The 24892-nt window shown below is 42.5% G+C and carries 23 protein-coding genes; all 23 read right to left on the reverse strand.

Annotation, left to right across the window (positions count from 1 at the left end):
• Positions 1-119: 119 nt before the first annotated feature.
• The gene (locus LAT77_RS10550) at positions 120-758 is read right to left on the reverse strand and encodes a hypothetical protein (RefSeq protein WP_290564527.1); all 639 of its coding nucleotides are present in this window, start codon (positions 756-758) and stop codon (positions 120-122) included.
• Between the two features lie 65 nt (positions 759-823).
• On the reverse strand, positions 824-1708 hold the full coding sequence (locus tag LAT77_RS10555; protein WP_290564528.1) for a DUF1698 domain-containing protein: 885 nt from the start codon (positions 1706-1708) through the stop codon (positions 824-826).
• Positions 1709-1789: 81 nt separating this feature from the next.
• On the reverse strand, positions 1790-2605 hold the full coding sequence (locus tag LAT77_RS10560; RefSeq protein WP_290564529.1) for a hypothetical protein: 816 nt from the start codon (positions 2603-2605) through the stop codon (positions 1790-1792).
• A complete protein-coding gene (locus tag LAT77_RS10565) occupies positions 2605-3570 on the reverse strand; it encodes a GDP-L-fucose synthase (protein ID WP_290564530.1) in 966 nt (321 codons plus the stop codon). The genes LAT77_RS10560 and LAT77_RS10565 overlap by 1 nt, the downstream gene beginning before the upstream one ends.
• An 11-nt stretch (positions 3571-3581) precedes the next feature.
• Positions 3582-4700: a GDP-mannose 4,6-dehydratase gene (gene gmd / locus LAT77_RS10570; protein ID WP_290564531.1), complete on the reverse strand. Its 1119-nt coding sequence runs from the start codon at positions 4698-4700 to the stop codon at positions 3582-3584.
• Positions 4701-4759: 59 nt separating this feature from the next.
• On the reverse strand, positions 4760-5506 hold the full coding sequence (locus tag LAT77_RS10575; protein WP_290564532.1) for a sulfotransferase domain-containing protein: 747 nt from the start codon (positions 5504-5506) through the stop codon (positions 4760-4762).
• Positions 5507-5591: 85 nt separating this feature from the next.
• Positions 5592-6320 (reverse strand): sulfotransferase domain-containing protein, encoded by a 729-nt coding sequence (locus tag LAT77_RS10580; RefSeq protein ID WP_290564533.1) that lies wholly within the window; start codon positions 6318-6320, stop codon positions 5592-5594.
• A gap of 72 nt (positions 6321-6392) precedes the next feature.
• Positions 6393-7181: a phosphocholine cytidylyltransferase family protein gene (locus LAT77_RS10585; protein ID WP_290564534.1), complete on the reverse strand. Its 789-nt coding sequence runs from the start codon at positions 7179-7181 to the stop codon at positions 6393-6395.
• A gap of 25 nt (positions 7182-7206) precedes the next feature.
• Positions 7207-7827: a gamma-glutamyl-gamma-aminobutyrate hydrolase family protein gene (locus LAT77_RS10590; protein WP_290564535.1), complete on the reverse strand. Its 621-nt coding sequence runs from the start codon at positions 7825-7827 to the stop codon at positions 7207-7209.
• Positions 7827-10901, reverse strand: a complete 3075-nt coding sequence (locus LAT77_RS10595; protein WP_290564536.1) for a PEP/pyruvate-binding domain-containing protein — start codon at positions 10899-10901, stop codon at positions 7827-7829. The genes LAT77_RS10590 and LAT77_RS10595 overlap by 1 nt, the downstream gene beginning before the upstream one ends.
• 31 nt (positions 10902-10932) lie before the next feature.
• On the reverse strand, positions 10933-12318 hold the full coding sequence (locus LAT77_RS10600) for a hypothetical protein (protein WP_290564537.1): 1386 nt from the start codon (positions 12316-12318) through the stop codon (positions 10933-10935).
• Positions 12315-12833 carry an adenylyl-sulfate kinase gene (locus LAT77_RS10605; protein WP_290564538.1) on the reverse strand — a complete coding sequence of 173 codons (519 nt, stop codon included), beginning with the start codon at positions 12831-12833 and terminating at the stop codon, positions 12315-12317. The genes LAT77_RS10600 and LAT77_RS10605 overlap by 4 nt, the downstream gene beginning before the upstream one ends.
• A gap of 14 nt (positions 12834-12847) precedes the next feature.
• Positions 12848-13540, reverse strand: coding sequence for a hypothetical protein (locus LAT77_RS10610; protein WP_290564539.1), 693 nt, complete (start codon positions 13538-13540; stop codon positions 12848-12850).
• Positions 13537-14766 carry a hypothetical protein gene (locus tag LAT77_RS10615; RefSeq protein WP_290564540.1) on the reverse strand — a complete coding sequence of 410 codons (1230 nt, stop codon included), beginning with the start codon at positions 14764-14766 and terminating at the stop codon, positions 13537-13539. Before LAT77_RS10615 ends, LAT77_RS10610 begins: the two co-directional genes overlap by 4 nt.
• Positions 14767-14902: 136 nt before the next feature.
• A complete protein-coding gene (locus LAT77_RS10620; protein WP_290564541.1) occupies positions 14903-17557 on the reverse strand; it encodes a 6-hydroxymethylpterin diphosphokinase MptE-like protein in 2655 nt (884 codons plus the stop codon).
• Between the two features lie 35 nt (positions 17558-17592).
• Entirely contained in the window at positions 17593-18357 is a 765-nt protein-coding gene (locus LAT77_RS10625; RefSeq protein WP_290564542.1) for an SDR family NAD(P)-dependent oxidoreductase, read from the reverse strand.
• A complete protein-coding gene (locus tag LAT77_RS10630; RefSeq protein ID WP_290564543.1) occupies positions 18354-19301 on the reverse strand; it encodes a phosphoglycerate dehydrogenase in 948 nt (315 codons plus the stop codon). Before LAT77_RS10630 ends, LAT77_RS10625 begins: the two co-directional genes overlap by 4 nt.
• Positions 19302-19310: 9 nt before the next feature.
• Positions 19311-20012 (reverse strand): acylneuraminate cytidylyltransferase family protein, encoded by a 702-nt coding sequence (locus LAT77_RS10635; protein ID WP_290564544.1) that lies wholly within the window; start codon positions 20010-20012, stop codon positions 19311-19313.
• Positions 20009-20920 (reverse strand): glycosyltransferase, encoded by a 912-nt coding sequence (locus tag LAT77_RS10640; protein WP_290564545.1) that lies wholly within the window; start codon positions 20918-20920, stop codon positions 20009-20011. Before LAT77_RS10640 ends, LAT77_RS10635 begins: the two co-directional genes overlap by 4 nt.
• Entirely contained in the window at positions 20917-21810 is an 894-nt protein-coding gene (locus tag LAT77_RS10645; protein ID WP_290564546.1) for an SMP-30/gluconolactonase/LRE family protein, read from the reverse strand. Before LAT77_RS10645 ends, LAT77_RS10640 begins: the two co-directional genes overlap by 4 nt.
• The gene (locus tag LAT77_RS10650; RefSeq protein ID WP_290564547.1) at positions 21807-22481 is read right to left on the reverse strand and encodes a 6-hydroxymethylpterin diphosphokinase MptE-like protein; all 675 of its coding nucleotides are present in this window, start codon (positions 22479-22481) and stop codon (positions 21807-21809) included. The genes LAT77_RS10645 and LAT77_RS10650 overlap by 4 nt, the downstream gene beginning before the upstream one ends.
• Positions 22482-22491: 10 nt before the next feature.
• Positions 22492-23445 carry a hypothetical protein gene (locus LAT77_RS10655; RefSeq protein ID WP_290564548.1) on the reverse strand — a complete coding sequence of 318 codons (954 nt, stop codon included), beginning with the start codon at positions 23443-23445 and terminating at the stop codon, positions 22492-22494.
• Entirely contained in the window at positions 23435-24892 is a 1458-nt protein-coding gene (locus tag LAT77_RS10660; protein WP_290564549.1) for a hypothetical protein, read from the reverse strand. Before LAT77_RS10660 ends, LAT77_RS10655 begins: the two co-directional genes overlap by 11 nt.

The following is a 24892-nucleotide window of genomic DNA, read 5'->3' on the forward strand; positions in this document are numbered from 1 at the left end:
AGCGCTCGTTAATCTAACTAATCTACTGACTTCCTCCAAGATCAACCAAATATCTTCACAGTTAAAGATAAAGTCCTATAAAATGCGATTATTCAGCTAACGCTTAAAAGTACTCACGTTCAGCTTGTTACGTAAAAGTCTGGAAAGTCCATGATCCGCCGGTTCAAGCCTTCATACATCGTCTCAAGACGATTAGCCACTTCTGTATTCAGAGAATCAACACTACTATCACGAGTTATAAAATCTGTCATATCAACATCTGCTTTGATGTCTAAAAAGTCCAGAACCCTATCAAAGTTATCCGGCAAACTTTCATATCTCACGAAACACGTATCAAACTTAGCTGGTGAGTTTGCTAACTCAAACCAATCAGAATAAAAATCATGTAACCCAAAAAAATCTTCCCCTCGGAGAACGAACTCTTCAAGCCCCCACTGCTCATCCATCCGCTCAAAATCACCACCTAAATTCTCGCAATGCTTCTTGGCCCATTGCAAATCGCCTCGAGTATTTCTCTCCTTCGGTACAAACCCATGATTGACGGTATTTATCAATCTTCGATTAAAGAAGGAAACAACGCTTAAAATCACATCGCCAAAAACAAAAACAACTTTCTCGACACCCTCATCGACTAAATCGGGAGATTTCAGGTGTTTATGACACTTCTTTAAAGTTGGATCGTCACCAATTGCCATTAATTTCTTAACGACATACTTAGAGCCGCAGCCTCCAACTGAATTTACCAGAAAACCCGCCATAGAAAGACCCTTATCAACTGTCGGCGACTAGCTTACCTTCGTACATCCGTACAACGGACATTAGATTAGTCAATATCAGGCACAGAGAAGCCTGCCTTACAGATAGGCTTGTGCTGAACCTTCCTTGCAAAGGCGAAAACTCGTTTAGTTTTATCGTCCCAAACAGATTGAATATCGTCAAATCCAGCTTCTTTAATCATTCGCTCCAAAGCAGATGGCGAAGGCATAAACCAATTCCATCCGCCTCGGCTCAGCTCCTCTCGACCACCTTTCTCGGTAGTAACGTAGTTACCTTGGAACTTACAATAGGGCTCTTTGACGTTTATACCCGCCGACTCTACAAAAAGTTCACCTCCGAGCTTAAGAGTGTTGTAAAGCCTTCTGAGGCCAAGCACAGGGTCAGACAGGTGGTAAACGACTCCAGGGAAGTAGACAGCATCAAAAGCGTTTTTAAGATGCGGCTCTGTAAGATTATACAGCGACTTTTTATGTACTTTTACGCTGTCTTGCAGCCCGAAGCTCTGTGCTAGAAACTCTGCCATATTCGCGTATTTCTGAACTTCTTCAACAGCGGTTACGTTTGCTCCCAAAGCACTCAGTAATAATGTGGTGCCTCCGGTCCAACACCCAACATCTAGAATATTCTTATTCTCGAAGTATCCTGAAGGTACATCGAAAAGGTCACAAAAAGTGCTCAGTAAATTGAGGTGTCGGTCACCCATGCGGCCTTCTAACTTAAAGCTGCCAAAGTCGTGGTTATGCCCCCAGTGAAACTTTAGGGAAAGGTCTCGCTGCTGTTCAAGTTCAGACGTTTTATATCCTTCAATTTCATGATCGACACGACCAATCTCACCTGTAAGCTTTTCATAGAATGCTTTTTCTGAAATACCAACTAAATTCGATACTTTGTACTTGGAAAATGCTAATTCAAGATCCTGTTGAGTAAACATAGGAGTTTCCATCTAAGACAACGCTTGCATAAGCAAACAGTGGGTTTGATAAGGATCCTGCTTTGGCACTGCAGCAGGTCATTAAGCCTTAAAGAAATCGCTCGGGACAACTTTTGGAGCGGACGGATTTAGCTCTATCTGCTCTTGTCCATCGTAAAAAGCCATGCATCGCTCAATCACTGGGTACTCAGGTACTCTGCAATCATAACGAATCAAGTCCGCCTTGCCATTTAAAGTAAGCTTTCCTTGATATAAGGGCTCGCCTAGTGTTGCTATCGGCCTTTCTGGCACATAGATACCTTCCAAGAAAGATAATGGCACCGAATTACAAAAGTATTCGTTGATAGCTGTAATGTTATTGAGCTGCTGTGAATTCTCTCTGAGGAATAAAGATTTAAGTACCTTTGCTCTTAGAAAATGGTGATGCCATAACCCAAAGGTATTCTCTACTTCTTGCAGAAAATACCGCGTCTCACCAATCTTAATTGCATCCGTGGTCAATTTCTCACGCCAATGCAAAAGTTTGATACCGTTAATGTTAGCGGGTGCAGTGCTAAGGTACTGCGTAATCTCGAGAAACGATTTCGCATCAAGAGTCAACGGGTAGCGGTCATCGATAGCCCAGAAAATCCAATCGTCGTCAGCAAAACCACTTAATAGTGCATGCATTGTGGACAAAATGTCTGAATCAGATTGAATAAACTCGATATCGACAGCATCAACACTAAAAATAGAATCCTGACCATTTATTGGAACAACAAAACTCAAAACATCCGCCATTTCTAGTTGACGATACTTTTTGATTAAAAGTTGCGCTAGTCCTATCTGTTTATCATAGGTCAATATCAGCGCTTTAATTTTATCGGATGTACTCAAACCATTTTGCATGCTTGACATTAACCGCGGAAGCCTCTTTGATTCGCTAAGAACCACGCATAAGCATTCTGTAGACCGTCTTCAAGTTCAATCGAATACTGCCAGCCAAGAGCCTTCAGACGGTCAACGTTCATGAGCTTACGCGGTGCGCCGTCGGGTTTTGAGGTGTCCCAAACTATTTCACCTTCAAAGCCCACCACTTTAGCGACCGTTTCGGTTAGTTCTTTAATGGTGCAATCGACACCAGTGCCGACGTTAATATGGCTCAGCATCGGCTGGGTATTGGCTTCGTAAGTGTGCTTATCAAGCTCCATCACAAAAATACTGGCAGCGGCCATGTCGTCCACATGCAAGAACTCGCGCATGGGTGAGCCGGAGCCCCATGCGACAACTTGTGACGCACCCTCAAGTTTAGCTTCATGAAAGCGACGTAACAGCGCAGGAATGACATGGCTGTTCTCGGGGTGGAAGTTATCATTCGGCCCGTACAAATTTGTTGGCATCACAGAGCGATAATCACGTCCATACTGACGATTGTAACTTTCACACAGCTTAATACCGGCAATCTTAGCAATGGCATAGGGCTCGTTGGTAGGCTCTAGCGTGCCCGTTAGCATCGCGGCTTCTGCCATGGGTTGTTTCGCGAGCTTAGGGTAAATACAAGATGAACCCAAGAACAATAGCTGCTGCACATTGGTTGCATGAGCAGCATGAATAATGTTCGCCTGAATCATCAGGTTTTCGTAAATGAACTCCGCTGGATAGATATTATTCGCAATAATGCCACCCACTTTAGCTGCAGCCAGATACACTTGGTCAAACTTCTCAGCGGTAAAGAAATCATGCACCGCTTGTTGGTTCGTTAAGTCAAGCTCAGCGCGTGTGCGGGTGACAATGTCAAAACCGCCGCGTGCTTCTAACTGTCTAACGATCGCAGAGCCGACCATTCCACGATGGCCGGCGACAAATACTTTTTTAGTCTGCATTCGATTACCTGTTAACCTTCAACCGAAACCGGCACGTCGTAACCGTGCTCTTTAAGCAAAGCATGGCGCTTGGCAACTTTTAGATCTTCAGTCACCATTTCGGCGCACATTTCTTGCACGGTAATTTCTGGTGTCCAGCCGAGTTTCTCTTTGGCTTTAGTCGGGTCACCGAGCAAGGTTTCAACTTCAGCAGGTCGGAAATAGCGTGGATCAACTTTGACAATCACATCGCCAACGTTAAGTGCAGGTGCATCGTCACCCTCAATAGCTTCGACAATCGCCACTTCGTCAACGCCTTCGCCTTCAAAGCGAAGGGTTACGCCAAGCTCTTTAGCTGACCAAGTAATGAATTCACGCACCGAGTATTGAACACCCGTAGCAATCACAAAATCTTCCGGTTCGTCTTGTTGCAGCATCATCCACTGCATACGTACGTAATCTTTGGCATGACCCCAGTCGCGCAAAGCATCCATATTGCCCATATATAGACACTCTTCAAGACCTTGAGCAATATTGGATAAACCACGGGTAATCTTGCGAGTTACAAAGGTTTCACCACGGCGTGGTGACTCGTGGTTAAAGAGAATGCCATTACAAGCATACATACCGTAAGATTCGCGGTAGTTCACGGTAATCCAGTAAGCATAGAGTTTCGCCACGGCATACGGTGAGCGCGGATAAAACGGCGTAGTTTCTTTCTGAGGTATTTCTTGCACCAAGCCGTAGAGCTCAGATGTCGAAGCTTGATAGAACTTAGTTTTCTTCTCAAGGCCTAAAATACGAATGGCTTCCAAAATGCGCAAGGTGCCCATTCCATCAACATCAGCTGTATACTCAGGTGCTTCAAAGCTAACTGCAACGTGAGATTGCGCGCCGAGATTGTAAATTTCGTCGGGTTGCACTTCTTGAATAATACGTGTCAGGTTTGAGCTGTCGGTTAAGTCACCGTAGTGCAAAACAAAGTTTTGATTATCCACATGTGGGTCTTGGTAGATATGGTCAACGCGCTGTGTATTGAACAACGATGCACGACGCTTAATACCGTGAACCTGATATCCCTTTTCTAACAAAAACTCGGCTAAGTAAGAGCCGTCCTGACCGGTTACACCGGTAATCAATGCTGTTTTCATAATTCGATATTTCGCTTTAATTAATTGTCCGTAGTGTCACTCATTCCTGCACGAATATGCTATTTTCGTGAATCGTAGTCGAGTAGCTCGACTAACCATCCATATTTTTCATCGAATAGCTCTCGTAACTCCGAGTCAAAGTAGTTCATGTAATCACCGACTATACCCTTTCGATAGTGCGAATACTGATCTTCTTGACCTTTCTCTCTCTTTGCCTTCTTATCAAATCGGTTAGTTTTCTCGATGGACTCTATATCCACTAGGGATAACTGCAAGTCAAAAAAAGTTGATAACCTTTGAATCGTACCAATAAAGTCACTTTGTAACTCTTCATATTTTACTATTTTAAAATTTCTTTCGTGAACCGGAACAGAAAAAATCTCTTGTGACCAAGGTAACATCTGATTAGCAAACACAAACACATTCTCATTCACAATAGTTTTCATTCCTTCAACCGGTGACATCTGTTGAAATCGCTCTCTATATTGTAATATAGAATTAGTATTATTGCGGTGAGAGTTGCGCCAACTAAAAAACTGAGAAACTAACGCGTCTCGAGGATCTCGAACACACAAAATCAAGTTACTCGAATTTAGGTTTTCAGTAAGGCGCTGAACCTTCTTAATATTCCCTCCAGGAAAGACATTGAAGACATGTTCTTCGCCAAAACTAACAGGACTATTGATACCAAACGAGTTTTTTGTATGAGGAAAATAATGACCGCTCGTACATTTCGCTATATTTTTAAATACTGGCCTGAACCAATTCGAACCGCATTTATGAAAAACATTAATGTAGAAATCCAATGTTTACCTCCGCACAATTCACTCGAATCATTTAATAAGAAATTTACCTTAATAACTCCATTCAATACGATAAATATCTACCGTATCACCATCTGTTGTTTGGGATATTATTTCTCTTATCAAAAGACAACACTCTTTGATAAACATCATTAAGCTCTTCAACAATTAGATTCGGGATTTCATGAGACCCTTTATCTGCAAACCCAACATGACGACTTGAAGGATGCTCTTCTTTACTAATCGCATCTCTAATATCAGTTCCCAAAAAATCTGCTACAGCAAGAAGCGTGTTAGAGGTTGATTTTGCCATTTCCTCCTGATAAACCAACATTAAATTATTTTCGGGCACCAACTCAAAAACTCGTTCAAGATATATATCGTATCGCAACCTTTCTTTTGCGTAATTGTAATAGTAACTTAACAAATTACAGCTACCATAAAAATTTCGCTCTTTGTAGGCAAAGTGATTTGAAGGATCTTTTGAGTTTGCGATTCTTTTGTGCATGTTATGCCATGAAATAAGCGCTTTCAAAGGCGTGCGCACACAAAGAATCATCTTCATATTTTGGTTATATCGGAGAAGATTGCGGACTGCTGACTTTGAGAACGCATAAGCTACAAATTTATGGCCATTCAATGCATCGCCTTTTAAATTGCTTCCAATGTGTTCTTGTATATTAGGATGAAACCGAGCTACATTATATTCAATCTTCGCCCCCTCATCTTTTAAGATATTATATTCTCTATATTTACTTAGCTCTTGTATTAATGCAGTTGTACCGCACTTGGGAAAACCAATAATTGCAAAATCCATACGCGGATTTCCTGTATTCACCAGTTAATCCTTATAAAACGTCAGAAAAAGACCTAGCCTTCCGTAGGAAGGTTACCTGATGCTAAAAAGTTCCTTCCTATTAGAACTTCTTATCATTTGCTCATAAAACTCAAGATCCTCAACCGTATCGATTTCCAGCCAACCATTTTGGACGAGGACCGCTTTAACAGGCCAGCCACTATTAATTAAATATTGAATAAAACTCGTAAGGTACATGTTATCGAAATCATTGCCGTCATACTGAACATCGCGATCCATTGCTTCCCAAGTCTCGACAAACTCTTTTGCTTTATTAGCTGAAACTTTAATGAGCCCCATATATTGCCCCTGAATTTCATCATAAGAGTTCGGCTTTTTTCCGAGCTCTTTAATTAAATCACCTTCTAACTTTAAGGTTTCAGCATCATTCAGTGGGTTATCCATGCGCAATGACCATAAGCGCTTCCACTCCTTATCGATGGTTAAGCAAATATCACCTTTCGCAGCAAGTATCGAATCAAGAATACGTTGCTCATAAACGATATCTCCATAGGTAATCAGGACATCGCAACTACCATCAAAGAGCTCTTTTGCACACATTAACGTGTTAACCATATTGGTGCTTGCGTACTCCGGATTTAGTATCTTTTTTACACCGTTACGAACGAGTTTATCTTCTTTGTAACCCGCTATGAGGGTAATATCCGATACCCCAGCTCGTTTGAACGCATCGAGCTGATAATCCACTAATGACTTCCCACACAGTTCAACGAGACATTTAGGCTTCTCATTAGTATGCGGACGTAGGCGCGTTCCTTGACCGGCGGCAAGTACAATGACTCGAAGTGTATTGTTATCCATTTATTTTTAAACCTAATTCTAAAATTTAATTCCGGAAGTGTGCTTGGATCAGCGCTAAATCGCTTTCTTGAAACGGAACTTCCCGCTCTGGGTGCCACATAATACCTAACCAGTTTCTCTGCTTATGGCGAAAAGCCTCCACAACACCGTCTTCGGTTGTTGCCAATACTTCAAAAGCTTCTGGGCAATCGTTTTGCAATATCGCTTGATTATGGTAGGAGTTCACCTGGACAAAACCGTGCTTGTGCGCCCAATGTCCATTTAATTTGTGTCTAGTTGCAACATGTCCTGAGCGACTATGGAGATTCCCACCTTCGGTGTGACTTAGGAACTGCATACCACGGCATACGCCTAACACAGGTAAGTTCTGACGCTGTGCATACAGTAGCGCCTCGTTTTCCAATACATCACGCAAAGGAGCCGAGCCAATGTCATTACCTCCACTCAAAATGAGGCCATCAATACCAACCGACTCCAAATACTGCACTACATCGTGGAGATAATTCGGCAGCAAAATTGGCAAGAATCCTAACTGTTCAAGTAGTTGCGCCCACTTTGCATCCAATGCATCGCGCCACTCATCGCGACCAGGAACTTGGTCGTAGCGTTGACTAATAGCAATGCGCTTTTTTCTAGCATTTAACATTAGCGTATCGCTCGCATCACATTGTTTACTGGGTCAAGTTCAATCTCTTTCACTTGGGATAGCTGTTTAAAAAGCTGCTCACCGATACCAATCGCAGCCGCTAGACCAAATTCCGCAGCGCGAATGGCCATATGCGAGTTCGCTCCACCATACATGGTAATAAGTCCCGCGATTCCTTGCCCGAATAGCCAGTCATAGCCGGGGTCAGCTTGGGGGATGAGCACCACTGCACCCTTCACATCCACATCGCCCTTCTCCGAACCTTGTAAATGAATACAAGGTGCCATAATCCGCATAGAACCAATAAAGTTAGGTTCGCCCGCACTTAACTCAAACGAATAGAAGTCATTGATGTCAGTAAGCAATGCTGGCAATTCACAGGTTGCCGCGAGTTTGCGTTGTGTTGCATTTTTTGCCGCTTCAGCTTTTAAGTGCTCTACTTGTTCATGCTGACTTAACGTTGACTCTGATAAGCCGAACACATCATAAATCGATAAGTTCGCAGATTCTTCAACGGTTAGATTAAACTCAACAGACAGATCCCGCAGCATATCCAGAGCTTCTGATAGATTTCGACTAAAAATAAACTTAGCTTTCTCTCGCCCCTCAATCGCATCCCGCAGAAACTTTTCCAATATTTCATCTGAATACAAGAGTCCGAGTGAACGAACTTTCTCAAAGAAAACACCTCGCTCTTGTGACCAAGCTGCCTCATCGTAACTTTCGTGTTCGCCATCAGCGTTTAATGCTGCGTCAACAATGGGTCTAAGGAACTTCTCAGGATCATCAAAATAAGCAGGTGAAGTAATATCGTATGTGCCAGGGCGTAAATGTCCGTAAGCTGCTACAAAGTCATTCCAATTCATTGTGCCTGTCGCCGCCGCTTTGGCATCTGCGGTTAACTCGTGTGATACTGTGCGTACGCTGGCCATAAACGAGTCCATTGCTGCTTGGGTTAACCATTTTTCTTTTACCCCTTCTTTTAACAGCGTCGCAGCGACAAAACCGCTCCGCGCAAGGTGTGCAAATGGTAAAGTGCCATATAAACGGCATTCGTCGAGTAGCAAGCGAATATTACGAATGGTTGCTGGTAGTTTCGAATGTCCTTGAGCTTCTGCGTGACGGCGACCATCAATACGCGCTTGCAACTTATTCACTTTTTCTAAGTAATCATGCGTATGCTCAATCGCATGACGTGACACATCGAGCAACCCATTTTTTAACCTACTCACTAGTTCGGCACTAAAGCCACCGTCGTTAACTAAACGCTGCTCCCAACGATAAAAGCCCGGTCCTACGCAGGTAGGCAAAACATCAAACTCGACTTTGTCATGGAGTTTAGGGTTCAATTTTAAATAGTTGAGATAGAAGGAAACTAAGCATTCTGACTCCTCGTCACTCAAATTTACCGGCAGGAACGAATTGAAGCTTGCTCGCACATCCACGTAAGGCTTTCCTGCAAACGAAACTAGCAAGGGTTGCGGGCGGACATCACGATAGCCGTATTCAGCCCGCTGCGTTGCCCAAGTTTCATCCATAATTAAGTATTTATAGAGACTTTCAGAGAGTTTTCCTGGATTTGTGCCGATAATCTCAGCAGGGTTCCAATCCGGCATAACACCATATATTGGTGATTGGCCTACAATGTGGTTCGCCGGTTTTGCCAACTTCTGCCACAACGCTTCTGCTTGACTCAAAACGTCAAAGCATGTATCGCTACTGGCCTCAACGTCAGATTTCTTCACCACTATAGGGCGTACTTGCAAAATATGAACAACATTTCCAGCTGTCATGGCAAACTCAATATCAAGCGAGTCAAAACTAAGCAGTCCTTCGATCTCTTTCATTGCTTCTAACAGAGGTAACAAATCAGGATTTGCGACCTGCTCAGGTTTAGCTCCACGGCGCACAATTAGAGTTTTGTGCTCATTATTGTTTCCTGCCGTAATACCGTCAGTGGAGCCTGTTTCGTCATAGTTAATCACATAGTACGGAGCACCGTGCTCAAGTGTACGCGTGAAGGCAACGCCACTTCGCGTCACGTTTGTCAGCATCGGCTGTACCAATACTTGATCTTCTGGTTGCTGATTGTGGTACGAAGCAATCACTTCTTCTATTGCTTCTTGAAGACCGTTGATCGGGTCGACGTTCAAAATACTGGTATACGCGCCCGCGTTTGAGTGCGTGAATGAGTCTTCGCTGCGTGCGCTTGAACGAACAATCAGCGCACCAGAGAATTTATTACGGATAATTGACAGAATACTCTTCGCATCTTCTTTCCAGCTTTTGACATCGAAAGACACTTGGTCTTCAATTTGTGAGGATGCCACAAGCTTGCGAAGGCGAGACAATGTTTCTGCTTTTGTGCCAAGAACGAATCGAACAATATCATGCTCAGAGCCTACTTCTGCCCATTCGCCCTTTAAGTCTACAGCATGAACCTGTGCACCTTTACACCGAAGTAATTCAACAAACTCTCCAACCGTTGCTTTCTGGAGTTCTCTCGATGGCTCACCGCAAAATTCGAATAACGTTTCAAGGGCCTTACCAGAAAAACGAACTAGTCCAACAAAATATCCATCAATCATGTATTCGGGAAGCTGTGTGCTGATGGACTTCAGCACTCCCCTATTTACCGCAACTTTCTCAGTGGTCGAGCGAGGTTTGAAGTTTTGATTGGTTAGCTTTTGGCTAGACCAAGCTACAGAGATCTCTGCATTGGTTTCTCTTAGGAGTTCAAGCGCTTCTTCACGAAACAGAATATCTCCGTATGCAACCACTAACTCTTGAATACCCTTATCTTGGCGGACAATGTATTCACAAGCCTTTGCAAGTGACATCAGGCTTCCAGATTCTTTCCAACGCGCATTCTCGACCACTTGAACAGAATCACGATATGGTTCAAAACGTTCAGCCTCAAATCCTGCTACCAAATATACCTCTTCGCGATTCAACCCCACGGTTTGTAATTGTAGTTCGAGTAATTGACGACCTTTGATAACATCATGAAGTAAAGGAGACTGAGAGCCGACTTGCGGTGCACCAGCACCTAACACAACAAAGCGCTTTGACATTATTATTTTAATCCTTGCTGACTGTTTGCATTCAAAAGGTAGCTAGAGTTGGCGTAATACCGTTCACCTTCATGATAGATAGGTGCTTGAGTACTGGATGGATAATATAGTACGATACACCGTGTTCTGGATGCTGCTGCTCAACTTCAATTTGTCCAGCCCCATCGATCAATTCTTTAAGTGTTCCAACTAATACATCAGCTCGAATGAAGCTATCATAATAATAATCAATCTCTTCCGTAACCACTGGCAGTCTGAATTTCTTCTTATTTAAAATTACGCCTTCATCAATGGCTGGCTCAAGAATAATTGCAGAAGCGCCGCAGGAATTATCTTCTAAAATGGAATAATAAACCGTTGTACTGCCACGAAAATGAGGAAGGTAACCCGAATGAATATGAAGCATAGGAGTAGTAGGAGCTAACCCACGAACATCTACAATCTCACCACCGTAGCCCGAAAATACTATAAATGTTGACGATAGCTCGCTAATCAGGTTTTTTACATCTATACAGTTAACAGTGTCGGTAGTGACTTCGGTAACGTTATCGGAGATTCGATTCAATAGTTGTTCCAGATTAACATTCAAATCAGCAGAAAAGACGCCACACTCTAACGATTTCGTAAATGCAGGCAGATCGCTTGCTTGACCCCACTTCGGTTTAGTCGATTTCAAAAAAATTATAGAATCAAATCGATATCCAACTTGCTTGAGTGCCAACGCGTAAGCTCGTGTTCTTACGGTATCCGCAGCGATGAATGTCGTATGGCTCATGTCAAACTTCTGAGGTGACTTTCTAACTGTCACCGGTTGGCTGTTCTCTAGTAACGGATTACTAGAAACAACGTTCCTATCAGCAATTCGCTTTACAACTTCAAACTCGCTAGAAACAATAGTAACAAGGCGAGAGCGTTGAGACTGGCTGAGTTTCGATTCTAACCCTAAAAGGGTATCAACAACTTTCAACAGAGCGTTTACTGCTGGGAAATATAAATCTAACGAAACTCTTCGGATCAATAACTCAGCAAAAAGCAAATAGAGTTCGAGGTCTGTGTAATTACCTATACTTTTAGGTCGGCTTGCAGTGAGTGTATATTCATCGAAAAGCCGCTTACTGACCTCAAAACGCTGAATAAAGAAATCCAACCACTTCCAATGCTCACGCTTAGGTGGAGCTGATAATAACTGCTCAAGACATGCTTTCGAATTAACGAAACCACCAGCCTTAAACTCTCCTACCGATTCGACTTCATTTCTGAAGGAACTAGAGGACGCTTGAGAAAGTGAATGCTCAATAACCCGATGCCTCGACCATCGCCACTCATTTAGAAATGGCTGACCAAAATACTGAGTATAGGTGTAACTTTGCCGCTCTTCTAAAGGAGCATTAGTTATAAATTCATAACGAGTGCTCAAATCAACCGCTCCTTAATATGCTCCAAGATCAGTGCAGCATTCTGTTCTGGTGTATTTCCACTTCCGCTTCCATCAATAACGAGATCTGGACTCTTAGGATGTGGGAAAGGAATATCAATTCCAACGACATTGCTTGCTTCGCCACGTTCTGCCCTACCATACATATCTCGGCGCGTCTTTAAAATATCTATCGGCGTGTCCACTAGAACTTCGAAGTAATCAGAGTAGTTCTCTCTATTCCACTCACGAGACTCTTCAAAGATTGAGAGTATACAGCAAACGACGTTAATGCCTTGATTGTCAAGCCATCTACACAGCGCCTGTATACGTTCAGCATTTTGGCGGCGTCCTTCAATAGAATATGGAGTGTTACCTCGATTGTGCTTAAAAACTTCTCGAATTTCATCTCCATCAATTAATACTGTATTTGGATGTAAATGTTTCGTAGTGATAAACAGCTCTTTGCCTACTGTGGTCTTGCCGCTGCCAGAAAGACCTATAATCCAAGTAATCATATATCTCCCTGAAATTAACTAATAATGTTCTTCTTATGTGTTCTTAACGTACTTTCGTTAAATACCTTAAGGCTTGGAAATCTTTCTTGCAATAACAATTCTAAGTCAGCTGATAACTCCAACTGATTCTGATTTGATGTGCCGTGCCGATCTTTAACCTTGTTATTCATTGCAGCAACAACTGAGTGAAGCAATGCATCGCGATCAAAGCAATCAGGAAAATATTCAGTAATCAGGTCAACAATTTCCACAGGCGTTCTTTCAAGAAACACTTTCAAATTAATATTAAGAAATCGCTCATCCTCATAGTCCCAACCCGACATCGCATTAACGGTACGAGAAAATATATTATTCATTTCGAAAATAAGTTTATCATCATCTGAACTTATGGATCTAAGGTACTCTCGATACACAACACCATCTATTAATATTCTATTACTTGCTTCAGCTTCACTTTCTGAGACTAAATGGTACTTCAAATGTGACAAAAGCAACGATTTTGGATCTCTGAATAAATGAATCCCAAATGCTGCATCGGCAATCGCTGACATTTCTCGGCTGTGGGCATCCTGATATATATCTATATTTAGATTGCTACTATCATAAATTCCTTTAAAAAAAGATTGCTCAGTCTTTTTACAATACATACGAAACAAGTTACGCATTAACACGGTTCCGCAACGATGGTGAGTTCCTATGTAGATCACAAAATCTCTCCTTTACAATGATATTCTTTTATCTTTTTCATAAAATCAGCTTGCCACCTGTTTGGGGCTTTTCCTTTACAAAGAATTTCTTGTATTTTCTCTGCATTATACTCAATTTTGCTGGGTTCAGAACTCACCCATAGCAACTTTGGATTTTCATTTCTTTTACTATCCACAATAAAATCCGCGATAGCTTCACTAGCGCATTGAAAATTCGCCAACCTTTTAGCACCAAAATCATTGATGATTGAAGGCCAATCGTCCTTCTGAGATTTCAATTCTTTTAGTGCAGCAGTAAAACCGCTAATGCTACGAACATGAAACCCAAAACCAAGTTTATGCACTGAATCAACCTCACCTCCAGCGCCATTAATCAAACTGCTTTTCTCAAGCTCCACAAAAATAGATGGTATTAAACTTGAAAAAGAAAATGTAATAGAAGAAGATGAGTTGTCAGTAACAGTTAGAAAAGCATCTTTCTGATACTTCAAGCCGGTTTCTGAATTATCAATTATGAACCTTGAATTCTCTTTAAAAGACGATATAAAAGGAATTAAATTCCCAGGGTAGGGTCTAAAAACAACTGTTTTATCTGGAAATTCATTGAGCAAAACACTTATTATTAACTCACCGTACTTTAAAACTTCTCCACCAGATATATTAGCATTTGTTGGCGAGTATATAATATACTTACCACATGACTTCCGTTGTGCAAATTGATTTTTCAAAAAATCAATTTTTGGATATCCGCCCTGCAAAATACCCAACCTACTCGATCGTTTCATTCTATCAGGGACAACTCCTCTCACATGCCTCTCATATCTATGAGGACACCAAAACTCGTCCTCTTGGCGTATCGGTAGAATTAAGTAGTCAAAATTGAGAAGAATATTTGGCTTTAACCTAAGAACTGTCGAGTAGTCGAAGTTAAGTTCTCCTTTCAGAGGAAGACTATGAATAAGCCCGATCGCCACGCAATTATTTGGAATCGAAGACATTGTACTTTCAGCACTAACAAATACATCTAAGCCCTTAATCTCTGATAATCTATCAGATTCGAGAAATAAAATGTCATTCTCCCCAACGCCCAGACTTATAACCTCGGAAACGTCAGTTCCGGGAGGGAACAATAGTACAACTTCATCTGCTATTTTCTTGAGGCGAAGATATAAAGGTATGTATGTTAATATACGTGGAGTTGCATTAACATTTAACACTACTTTCATTTTAAATCCCCGCTCAATAGGTATAACTCCACCAACTCAACAGAAGACAACAACATAAGAATAATTCCGTTAATTTTTGGTCTTGAATGCACAATCTGAATCATGCCAACCAGTTAATTTTCCCAAACTAAATAATTCAATCATTGTTCAATTTCAAGAAACTTTTAAATAAATACGTATTAACTTCTGAGAATCGGTCATGGTTTAAAGAAACCAGCAGAAACTTAAGGAGCTCGACTTGGGGAATAGCAGAAACATCCGTGCTTACATCCACACTTATATCTTTAAACTGCCATGTATGTCCATGTGATTTAATGTCAGAAAGGTAGCCAAGCCGGTCCTTTATTGGCAGAGCCAGCAGCTTGTTAATATAAGAAGAAAAATTTGAGTCAATTAAATTCTCATTAATGTACAGATCTAGCAAGTCAATTAAGCTTGATTTTTTAGAATCAAAGTAATTAAATTCACTACAGTCACTATTACCTAAGTCTCGCAATATAGATTGAAATTCATCGCAGTTCTTATTTTTCGAAAATTCTAACAGTAGCGCCGTATACGACTGTTTGTAATCGTCAGTTTGAATCAAGGGAAACATCAGCGCTCTATGAAATAAATCGTAAATTCTGCGTCTATTGTTTTCAGACGCTACCATAGGGTACCCTGCGTTCAATAAATAGCTAATAGTACCGATTTCTTTGCTACCGATGGCAACAAACGGCACCCCAGCACCGATTATTTCTGGCAATTTATTAGCCATTGAGTACCGCAAGTAGCGTTGAGAGACCTCATCGAAGTTATAACATAGTAGATTCAAGTCAGAGTTTTTTAATAACGCTAGATAGACTTGGTAATCGTCGTGCTGCTCAAATACTGACGTATTCTCGAATGCTAGAAGCTCAGTACCAAACTTCTTGATATGGTCACCAGCCGTGTAGATTTCAAATCGGACTTTCTCACCATCTTTATTGAGTTCCTCAACAACGCGAGCAGCTTCGATTACACTAGCTAAACTCATATCTGGCTGAATACCACCGAAATAGCGGATGATTTTTACGTCCTTATTCTTAGGAAGAACTAATTGACTGTCATTTTGAATATAGTTATGCACAATTTGCAGCTTTGACTTTTCAATTGAAAACTCCTTTTCTAGATAGTCTGACATCTTGCTTGAGATCGTCAAAACCTTCGCAGCATGTGTGAATAGATACTCCATCACTCTTCGATATATTTGAGCTGTATCTGCTCCAATCGTAACTTCGATTTTACTTAACCAATCATCCATATAGTGAACAACAAATGGCTTACCTAATAGGCTTGGTAGCGCTAGTTGCAATAATGTAAGTAATGGACGATCAGGGGTCGGACGCAAATACAAAATATCCGGGTCGTATTCGATGACGGAACGCAATGCAGCCCATGCACCTGTACTGTCTGCTCCTGCTGCATAGCAGTCATTTGGTACAGACTGAAATGCTGATATGGTTTTAGGATTCTGAGCATGAACATGCAAAAGCGAATGTTTTGACCAGCCTGAAAACATGTTCCGCTTTACTATTCCAGTCGCACACAACCAGTTCACGTGCGTAAAATCAACAACCGCTACTTTGGGATATACGCGCCTAAAATCAAATAGGTCGTAGTAATTGACCCTAGGGAACACTTCGAGCTCACCTCCTATGGTCGCATTTCGAACAATTTTATTGTTTAGTTCAGCGTAATTACGCACTTTCCGATATGCTTGAAGCATTGTGTTTACATTAGGATCATGCCATCGATATCCTTTACCGAAATACCTTGAGTCAAAGTGGTTCACATCATCAGACTTTGAGCAAAGCACGCCTGTTCCGTAATCCGTCGAACGGTCAACGTTCTCTACTTTGTAACTAGCATCCACTCCGACAAGGTATATCTCATCAAAACCCAATGAAGCTGCTAACTGGAGTCCTGTATATGTAACGGTTCCACCCGTGTAAGTAATCGTCCCTGCATCATCGGAAAAATCAGTGTCTACAGGAAAGCTTCTGCGGGGCAGGTGATTAAGAAATATTGTATTCTCTTGTATAGGGAGGCAATAACGCAGGTAAGAGGGGAATATTTTGACTGGACACTGATAATCTGTAATTTCTTGAATTCGATCTTCTGCAACTAAATGGTCTTCCACAACAAAAATTGTAGGCGTAAAACTTTCATGCAGAAATATACCATTAAAGCCAATAGTAATTTCGTCCTTCAAAAGATTTAAGTCAGTCTCTTTCAGGCTAGGCCCGTTACCTATAACAAAAATACGCCTCTTCCCTGTTTTTTGAAGAGCATTTTTTAGCTGATCGAATCGAAGTTTTGTCACCTTTTTATTTTCAGGTGTTATCAGCTCATGAACTGACTTTAATCCTTCAATTTGCTCTGAAGTGCCTATTTTTTCAGTGGGGAGGTAAATGTCCCCATTGTATGGTAACGCTTTGACCAATTTCTCACGTTGTACTGAGGTTTCATCTTGGTCTGAGATGATCTTTTTATACTGTTCGTTTGATTGGTATTGAAGATCTTTAAATGCATTTCGGAATGACGCCACAGCATCATCGATCGTCAACGCTGAAGTTTCAGTTTCGCTTTCTACGTTCGCCGGAAGTAGAGAGCGAGTGTCGGAGCGACGGGATGTTTTAGTTAGCCTATCCAACCAAAATTGATAGTAGGACATTTGAGGGTTGTTCTTCAGCTGGTTTTTACAGAACTCAATTGCACTGTCAGTTTTACCCTCGCGTAAAAACTCTTCTAATTGTTTAACGGCACTCATGATGTTCTCCATGTGCTTTAGCCATTATTTGACTGTTATGCTGGATCGTGCAGTACATTCCTGATTCCACCGGTGATACTCAATACTTCACCACTCATAAATCGCATCGAACTTTCGGCAAGGAGATGTGCCAACTGAGCAACCTCCGCAGGCTTTCCAAGTTGCTCAACAGGGTGGAAAGACTCTAGTACTTCTAGTTTTTCAGGCTTATCTTTAAAGCCATCTATTAACATCGCTGTTTTAATCGCTGCTGGCTCAATAGCATTCACTCGTATTCGTGGGCCCAAATCCACGGCCATAGCTCGTGTCATTCCACTAAGTGCCGCTTTACTGGTTGCATAGGCAACAAAATTTTTCTTTGTTAACTTCGCGTGAATACTACTGATATTTACAACTGAGCCCTTCGCTGCTTCCAACTTATTTGTGAACGCCTGAGCGAGGAAAAACGGCGCTTGAAGGTTAACATTCAGTGTTGTTTGCCATTCGCTTCGAGAAAGTGAATCAACGCCACCAAGAATCTGTACAGCGGCGTTATTTATTAGACAATGTAGCTTGCTTTCGCCGACTAAGGTTAGTATTTCCGCCGTTTTGTTATTCCCATAACCTTCATCTGCAACGAAACGATTGAGGTCTATTGACACGTAATGACGGTGTTGTAGTCCACTTTTTGCTGCGTCTTGAATATCGGTAGCAATCACATTGTAGCCTTTAGCCGCAAACGTTTCGCAGAGCGCTTCCCCTATACCGCCGTTAGCACCGGTAATCACAACAAACTTTTGTTGGCGCTCTTGGCTACTCATCTGGCTGACACCTCTTTGAAAAATCGAGCTATTTCGGTAAGAGCTTTATGGCTTGCTCGAATCACACCTTCTTTGGTGTTTGAGCTATTGTGTGATCCAAAAATACATTGAGGCATTTTTCGTAGTGGCGATTCTTTGGGTAGCGGCTCTACTTCAAACACATCAAGCCCCGCAGCAGTAATATGCCCGCTCTCTAACGCAGCAATCAGAGCTTTCTCGTCAATCAATGGACCTCGAGCCACATTTACAACATGCGCCCCAGCCTTAAGTTGGCTTAATGTTTCTGCATTTAACATGTGAAAGTTGTGCTTGTTCAAGGCGCAAGTAAATACCAGAAAATCGAGCTCTTCTAGTCCTTCTGGCCATGACTTTCGTTGAACATATTGGAGGTCCCGATTGCCTTCAACGCCCGGATCATAAGCGGTGACCGTCACATCAAAACCCATTAAGCGTTTAGCCACATTGTAGCCAATATCACCAAAGCCCACGACGCCAATATGCTTACCGGTCAAACTCATTCCTGCGGGTTTTGGCCATGCGTGGTTCTGCCGAATTTCACGGTCAATAAAATACGTTTGTCGTGCTAAACCGAGTAAATAGGCCATCGCAACGTCGGCCACTTCGGTTCCAAACATATTCGGTGTATTAATAATTGGGATATTGAAATCTTTACAGGCTTCAAAATCGACATTATCAACACCAATCCCCCACTTGACCGCCGCGACGAGCTTGCCACTTTTCGCCGCCGCAAAAACTCTTCGTGTTGCAGGGTCGTCACCAATAATCCAACCATCATAGTCCGGCAATAACTTGATGAGCTCTTCTTCACTGAGTACTTGTGTGGTTTGTGCAGGCACTAGCTCCAAGCCCAGCTCTTTTGCAGGTTCGATAAACTGCTCAAACATACCCAACATTGGAGGGCATGTGACTAAAACTCTTTTCATGTTTGCCCCCTAAACCTCAATGAGGCCCTTTTGAATAAAGTAGTGTGTAGTAACCACAGCTCTATCCCAATCATCTGGAGTATCTATATCAGAAGACTCCATTGCTGGTGTAATCATCATCATGGGCCTTTTACCAATACGCGCGTTGGTTTTTGCGAAGCTCTCACGATTGAACAGATAGATATTGGAGTTTTCTTCATACCACGGCTCTAAATTCTGGGTCGGGATTAAGTTGTCCGGATCGTGATTAATGGGTGAGCAGTCTTCACGGTAAAACCGCGTTTGAATTTTATTCACAGTAAATAGCGAATCAGCACTGCCAGCGTCGAGTGCGTCCGCGTACTGCTGAATCGCTTTGCGCATCGTTGTTGAGCTCAATAGCGGGTTCGTTGTATGCGTCATTAGGTAAATGTCTGCATCAACGTTAGCAACATCATCGCCTAATACAATATTCATCGACACATCGTCACCACAAATTTCTGGCTTGCGGTCGCGAATTTTCACCCGATCAGTATCTACTAAGCCATTTTCAGCTAAGATATCACGAGCATCAGTATTGATTACAATTTGATCAATTTCTTTAACCGCTAGCAAACTGTCCAGAATCCAACGAAATAAAGGCTTACCGCAAAAGTCTTTGAAGTTTTTCCCGGGTACACGACTACTGTTCGCCTTCATGGGTAACAGTGCGACTATTCTGCGCTTGCTCATATTTCATTTGTTCCTTCTGTGGACGAATTCTTTGGATAAAAGTAACGCTGCTTCATTTCAGCTGAAAGTTTTCTGACTTCATGGTTACCTTTATAAGTTCCCCAATACATCATGGTGCGAAACTTGACGATTTCTCCGAATTTTCGCAGAAACTGCTTTTGCGCCAATGCTGCGGAGAAGTCATTTAGAATGGAAGACGTGGTAAATCGCATAAAATCACCCAAGGTAAAATGTACTTCGGGCATAATTTTTTGAAGTGCATAGGCCTCACGCTCATAGCGTGTTTTCACTTGCTTCCAACTTTCATTATGAATGTGATAAACCGGAGCACTTGCAACATAAGCTACTTTACCGCCATCAGCGACAAGCTGTTTGGCCAAATACATATCTTCAAGTCCGGTTAAAGACTCATCAAACCTGTATTGTTCCCATACCTTTCTTGTCACTGCTGCGTTTGCATTGTTACAAAAAAATCCCTTTTGCGGAATCTGACTGCAATCGGGGAAAAATTTATTAAAATGCTGATATTCTGAAAACTTGGTTGTTTCCGCACCTTCCTGTTTCCCATAGCTGTAGTCAGCTAAACCTTCTACGAGTGGCTTGACAAGCTCATGCACCCAGTCATCATTCACGGGGAAACAGTGACCGCTGACGAAAATCAAAAAATCTCCATCAGCAAATTCGCATCCTACATTCAGGGAGCGCCCAAAGGTAAAGTCTTCTTTCTTGATATGTGTCACGCGACAGTTGTGTTTAGCCGCAATTTCAAGGGTTTTGTCCGTTGAGCCTGAGTCTACGATGACAGCTTCGATTTCAACCAGATCACTTGTTTGCGAGGTAACCCCTCTAAGTAAACGGTCGAGATACTTTTGTTCGTTATAGGTACGTATAACTACGCTTGCTTTCATGTAACTACCTTCAAACCAAATCCTTTCGGAGTGGTGCCATGATGGCCTTCCACCTTAGTAATAAAAATTCGACCCTGTAGGCTATTGTCATTGTCTAAATGAATTAAACCGTCATTTGCAGAAGTAATCAAAAGATGCTCCATGTCTGGGCCACCGAAGCAACACGAGGTTACCTGTATTGCAGGAATATCAACGTTACCAACTTTTAAGCCATCAGGCTTTAATTGATGGACACAGGAACCGTCCCAGTGCGCATTCCAAACATTTTCGTTTATGTCTATACAGCCGCCATCCGGTGTTGCTTTCGACTGACTCAAATTTTGCCATATCGAATAATCATTGATAAACGCTCCTGAGGTCACTTCTGAACAGGGAACTTCAAACGTTAATTGCTGAAATGAGTCAGATACTAACATGCTGTTTTTCGATGATAGGTAGCAGAACGTATTTGCGATACCCACCTCCTGAACTCGAAAAACTTCGTCGCCATGGCCGTTAATGACAAATACCCAACCATTTTTGCCCGTAGGCTTCTTTTCCATGACACCAATCCAGAGGTTGCCAACTCCGTCGACACCTGCATCGTTTGTGCGGTGAGTAACAGGTAATTCGAAAGGAAGTGACAGTTTCAATTCATGATTTACAGGATGCCAATGCAAAAGACCTTGGTTAGTCACGATCCAAATGTGCTCTTCAGAATGACTGTCATGCAATAATGCGGTCGGAATTGCTTCAAGCTCTAGCTCGAAATCAAGTAGGCTACTCTGATTGGTAAATTTCTTTCCGCACACTCGTTTATCAATAATATCTACCCAGAAAAACGCGGCGAGTTGAGGAAGCCATAATGGGCCTTCAGCTAAAGGGTAAGGGTGATCATGAAATACATTCACGTACGAATAAACTCTCGATAATCTGCTTTAGGAAAAATGGTGCATTTGCCATTCACTGTTGCATCAATGATTTCGCGCCCATCTTGCTCAAAAATTTCTTTTGCGATCCGGTAAGATTCTTCCGACTTTTCTAAATCGGGGTTATCCCAGGTTTGCCCGTAGCCGAAATAATTGTCAATAAAATGATTAGGATCAGCGCCGGACATGACCTTAGCTTCGTTCGGTTTCCCTTCATATTCGAAGTTATGATCCATGCCAATAATAATGACCTTTTTGAATCCCAAATGGTATGCGACCTGCAAAGCAGCATAAGTCACAGTACCACCCTCGCGACATCCGTCATTGAGGTCCTTACAAAAACGGTATCTTGGCTGTTTGGTATTGATAAAATGCGTAAGCGCGTCTTCTTGAATGGAGCTGTTCTCAGAAATTCCTCGGGTTCCGATAAACTTCACACAGGTGAGCTTTTTCAGTTCTTTTTCCGATTGTTCGACGACTTTCGGATTCACGGTAACATGGTACTTTGGATAAAACCCAAACTTTTTAAAACCGAGAAATATCTTGTTAAGGCCAATGACCGTATAGTCGCGCAACCACTTTAAATCCATTTCATTGAGTGATGGGCCATTGCAAACAATGACACAAGTCTCATCCTTATGACGATTTTTCAACCAACTAATTCTAGACAAGGTCATAACTGAGTTTTGAGCATAATTCTTTGTAAACCACCAACTCCGCATTTTCTTCACGAAGCGTTATCGCTTCTTTCCTTGGCTCGTGCTCTATAATCGTTGTTTGAGTTCTACCGCTGTCGCCTGTTAACTTTATTGCTGAAAACGTCGATAAATAAGTATCGGCGTAATCAAGAGCAAGTTCGTTAGCCACTTTTCTCATGATATCTGAAGGGGACTTTACGAAGTTTTCATATTTGATTAGATATACGTCTGAATAATTTTCTAGGAAGAAAAAATAACGATCGCAATATTCTTTAAAATCAGATGGTTGAAAATGCGTATGCCAGCCATTTTTTACCATAGACACGTAACTATCCGCTGGATGCCTTACTGTCACCAAAGACTTCACATCAAACGCACGTTGCAATATTCGCCTTATAGTTGGGCGTTCAGGTATTTCTGGGCCTGAATTGAAATGACTATGCGAGTGGTCACGTATCACGACATTTTGGCCTGCACGCGTGGCAGCTTTAAGTATAACTTTCATGTCCGTCAAAAACAGTTCAATGATGTCGTCATTACTCGCTCCACGAGAGCTTTGTCGCCATTGCTTAATTAGGTCTGTTGGCCCGAACATGGGCTTACTCTTGTCTTGTAACGTACTTAGCGGATCGATTTCACTGAGCAACTGCACATTGGGTAGTGCGGCAATGCACTTGGCTATCAACGTACCGCCAGTACAAGACAAATGGTGAATGGTGCGTATTGGTTGCTGAGTGAGTAGTTCCGACTCATGTCTTAACGACTGTAACTCCTGAACAATATTCCGTTCGATTTCGGCTAGCTCAATTCGATCTGGATTGCCACCGAGCGCATTTAGCTCATGTTTCAGCAAGTCCAACGACTCGTTCAAATGCTCAGCGAGCTGGTAACTGGAAATATGATGTTTTTTATTTGCCACGGCGCGCTGAGCTCCGCTTTTTTGTGTTTGGCTTTGTACTTGAAGCTTGCGGTGCCGAGGTTTTGTTTGCGGGACTATTCTTTTTTTCTGCAACAGCTTCTGTAATCATTTCCTCGTCTTGTTCCGCGTCATAATCGTCCGCCAGAAGTAGTTCGGCCGTTACACTATCGCCGTCGAGTTCTAGTAAATAATTTGACGCTTGCTCAAGACGATCTTGCATGGTGTCGAGCAGCTTAAACTGACGCGCTTGTATGTCGAGCGACTTTGCGTACTTCTCTTGTAAATCTTTTAAGTCACCATCACGAATGGTTACTAGGCGTAGCGCGTTGCGCGCGTCTTCCCGTGCGCTTTCAATTTCTTTCTCATATTTTTGTAGTTGCGCTTGTTGCTGTTCGCTTTGTGCCTGTAGCTTGGTCAACTTATCTTTCGTTTCCTCATACTTAGGCGTTAATTCGTCGAGCTGTTTATTTAGGGAATGCGCCCACTCGGTATGCTTCTGACGCTCAACTTCCCACGCGCGTTTTTCTTCTTCGTGCGTTCTCTGCAGTGCTTCAAACGCTTTGCTCTTCGCTTGTGCTGCTTCTTGCGCTTCCGTTAATTGCTTCTGCAGCGCCTCAGCTTTTTCAAGTTGTGTTTGTTTCGCCCTACTGGCCTCTTCGAGCTTTGGCTTCAACTCATCAACTTGCTTCTTCCGCGCTTCGGCTAATTGCTGTGTTTCAGCAAGATCTTGCTCTTTGGTCTTAACTGCTTGTTGAGCTGCCCCTAAATCTTTCAAGTGCGTGTCTGCAACCTTTTTCGCCTCTTCCAGCTGCTTCTGCAACGTCTTAACTTGCGCTTTCAGCTCTTGGTTCTCATCCGCTAGCGCATCTCGGTAGCCAGCAATGACAGGAAAATCAGGGTCGGTACTTAAGCTGATCTCCGTCGCTTTAAAACCCATGTCATTCAGCAGTGCTTGTGTCGCTGGTGTGGTTTTTACACCGTCGAACCACGCGTCTTGGCATGTCACCACTTCAATGTGCTCAAACCGACGATGCAGATCTGCGTTAGCTAAGGCACTCAGCAGTGCATGCTCTTGCCCAGGAACATCAAGCACTAACACATGGTCTTTGCTGTCCGCGTCGTCCAATGCGTTCTTGACCAAGTCGGTGAGGGCGGTGGTCGTCACCGGCTCACTCGCCTTGACTTTTAAACTCGGAAACAACTCATATAAACCAGAGGCCTTTAGCAAGCCGTCAAATTCCACCAAATTGTAATGATAAAACGTCGCCGGCTGGCCATCCGCACTCACCCACGCCTGCTGAACGTCAATAACGTCGCTCGTTGTTAACTGACTAGCGAGTGGCTCTTGCCCTTCCACCAGTATCGTCCGCGACGGCTGAAATCGTTGTTGTAACGCCTTAATCGGCTGTGCACGACCCGCACCAATATAAATCAGTTGACGCGCCAT

Origin of the sequence: Aliidiomarina sp. (genome assembly GCF_022565475.1) — a bacterium.
GTDB lineage: Bacteria > Pseudomonadota > Gammaproteobacteria > Enterobacterales > Alteromonadaceae > Aliidiomarina.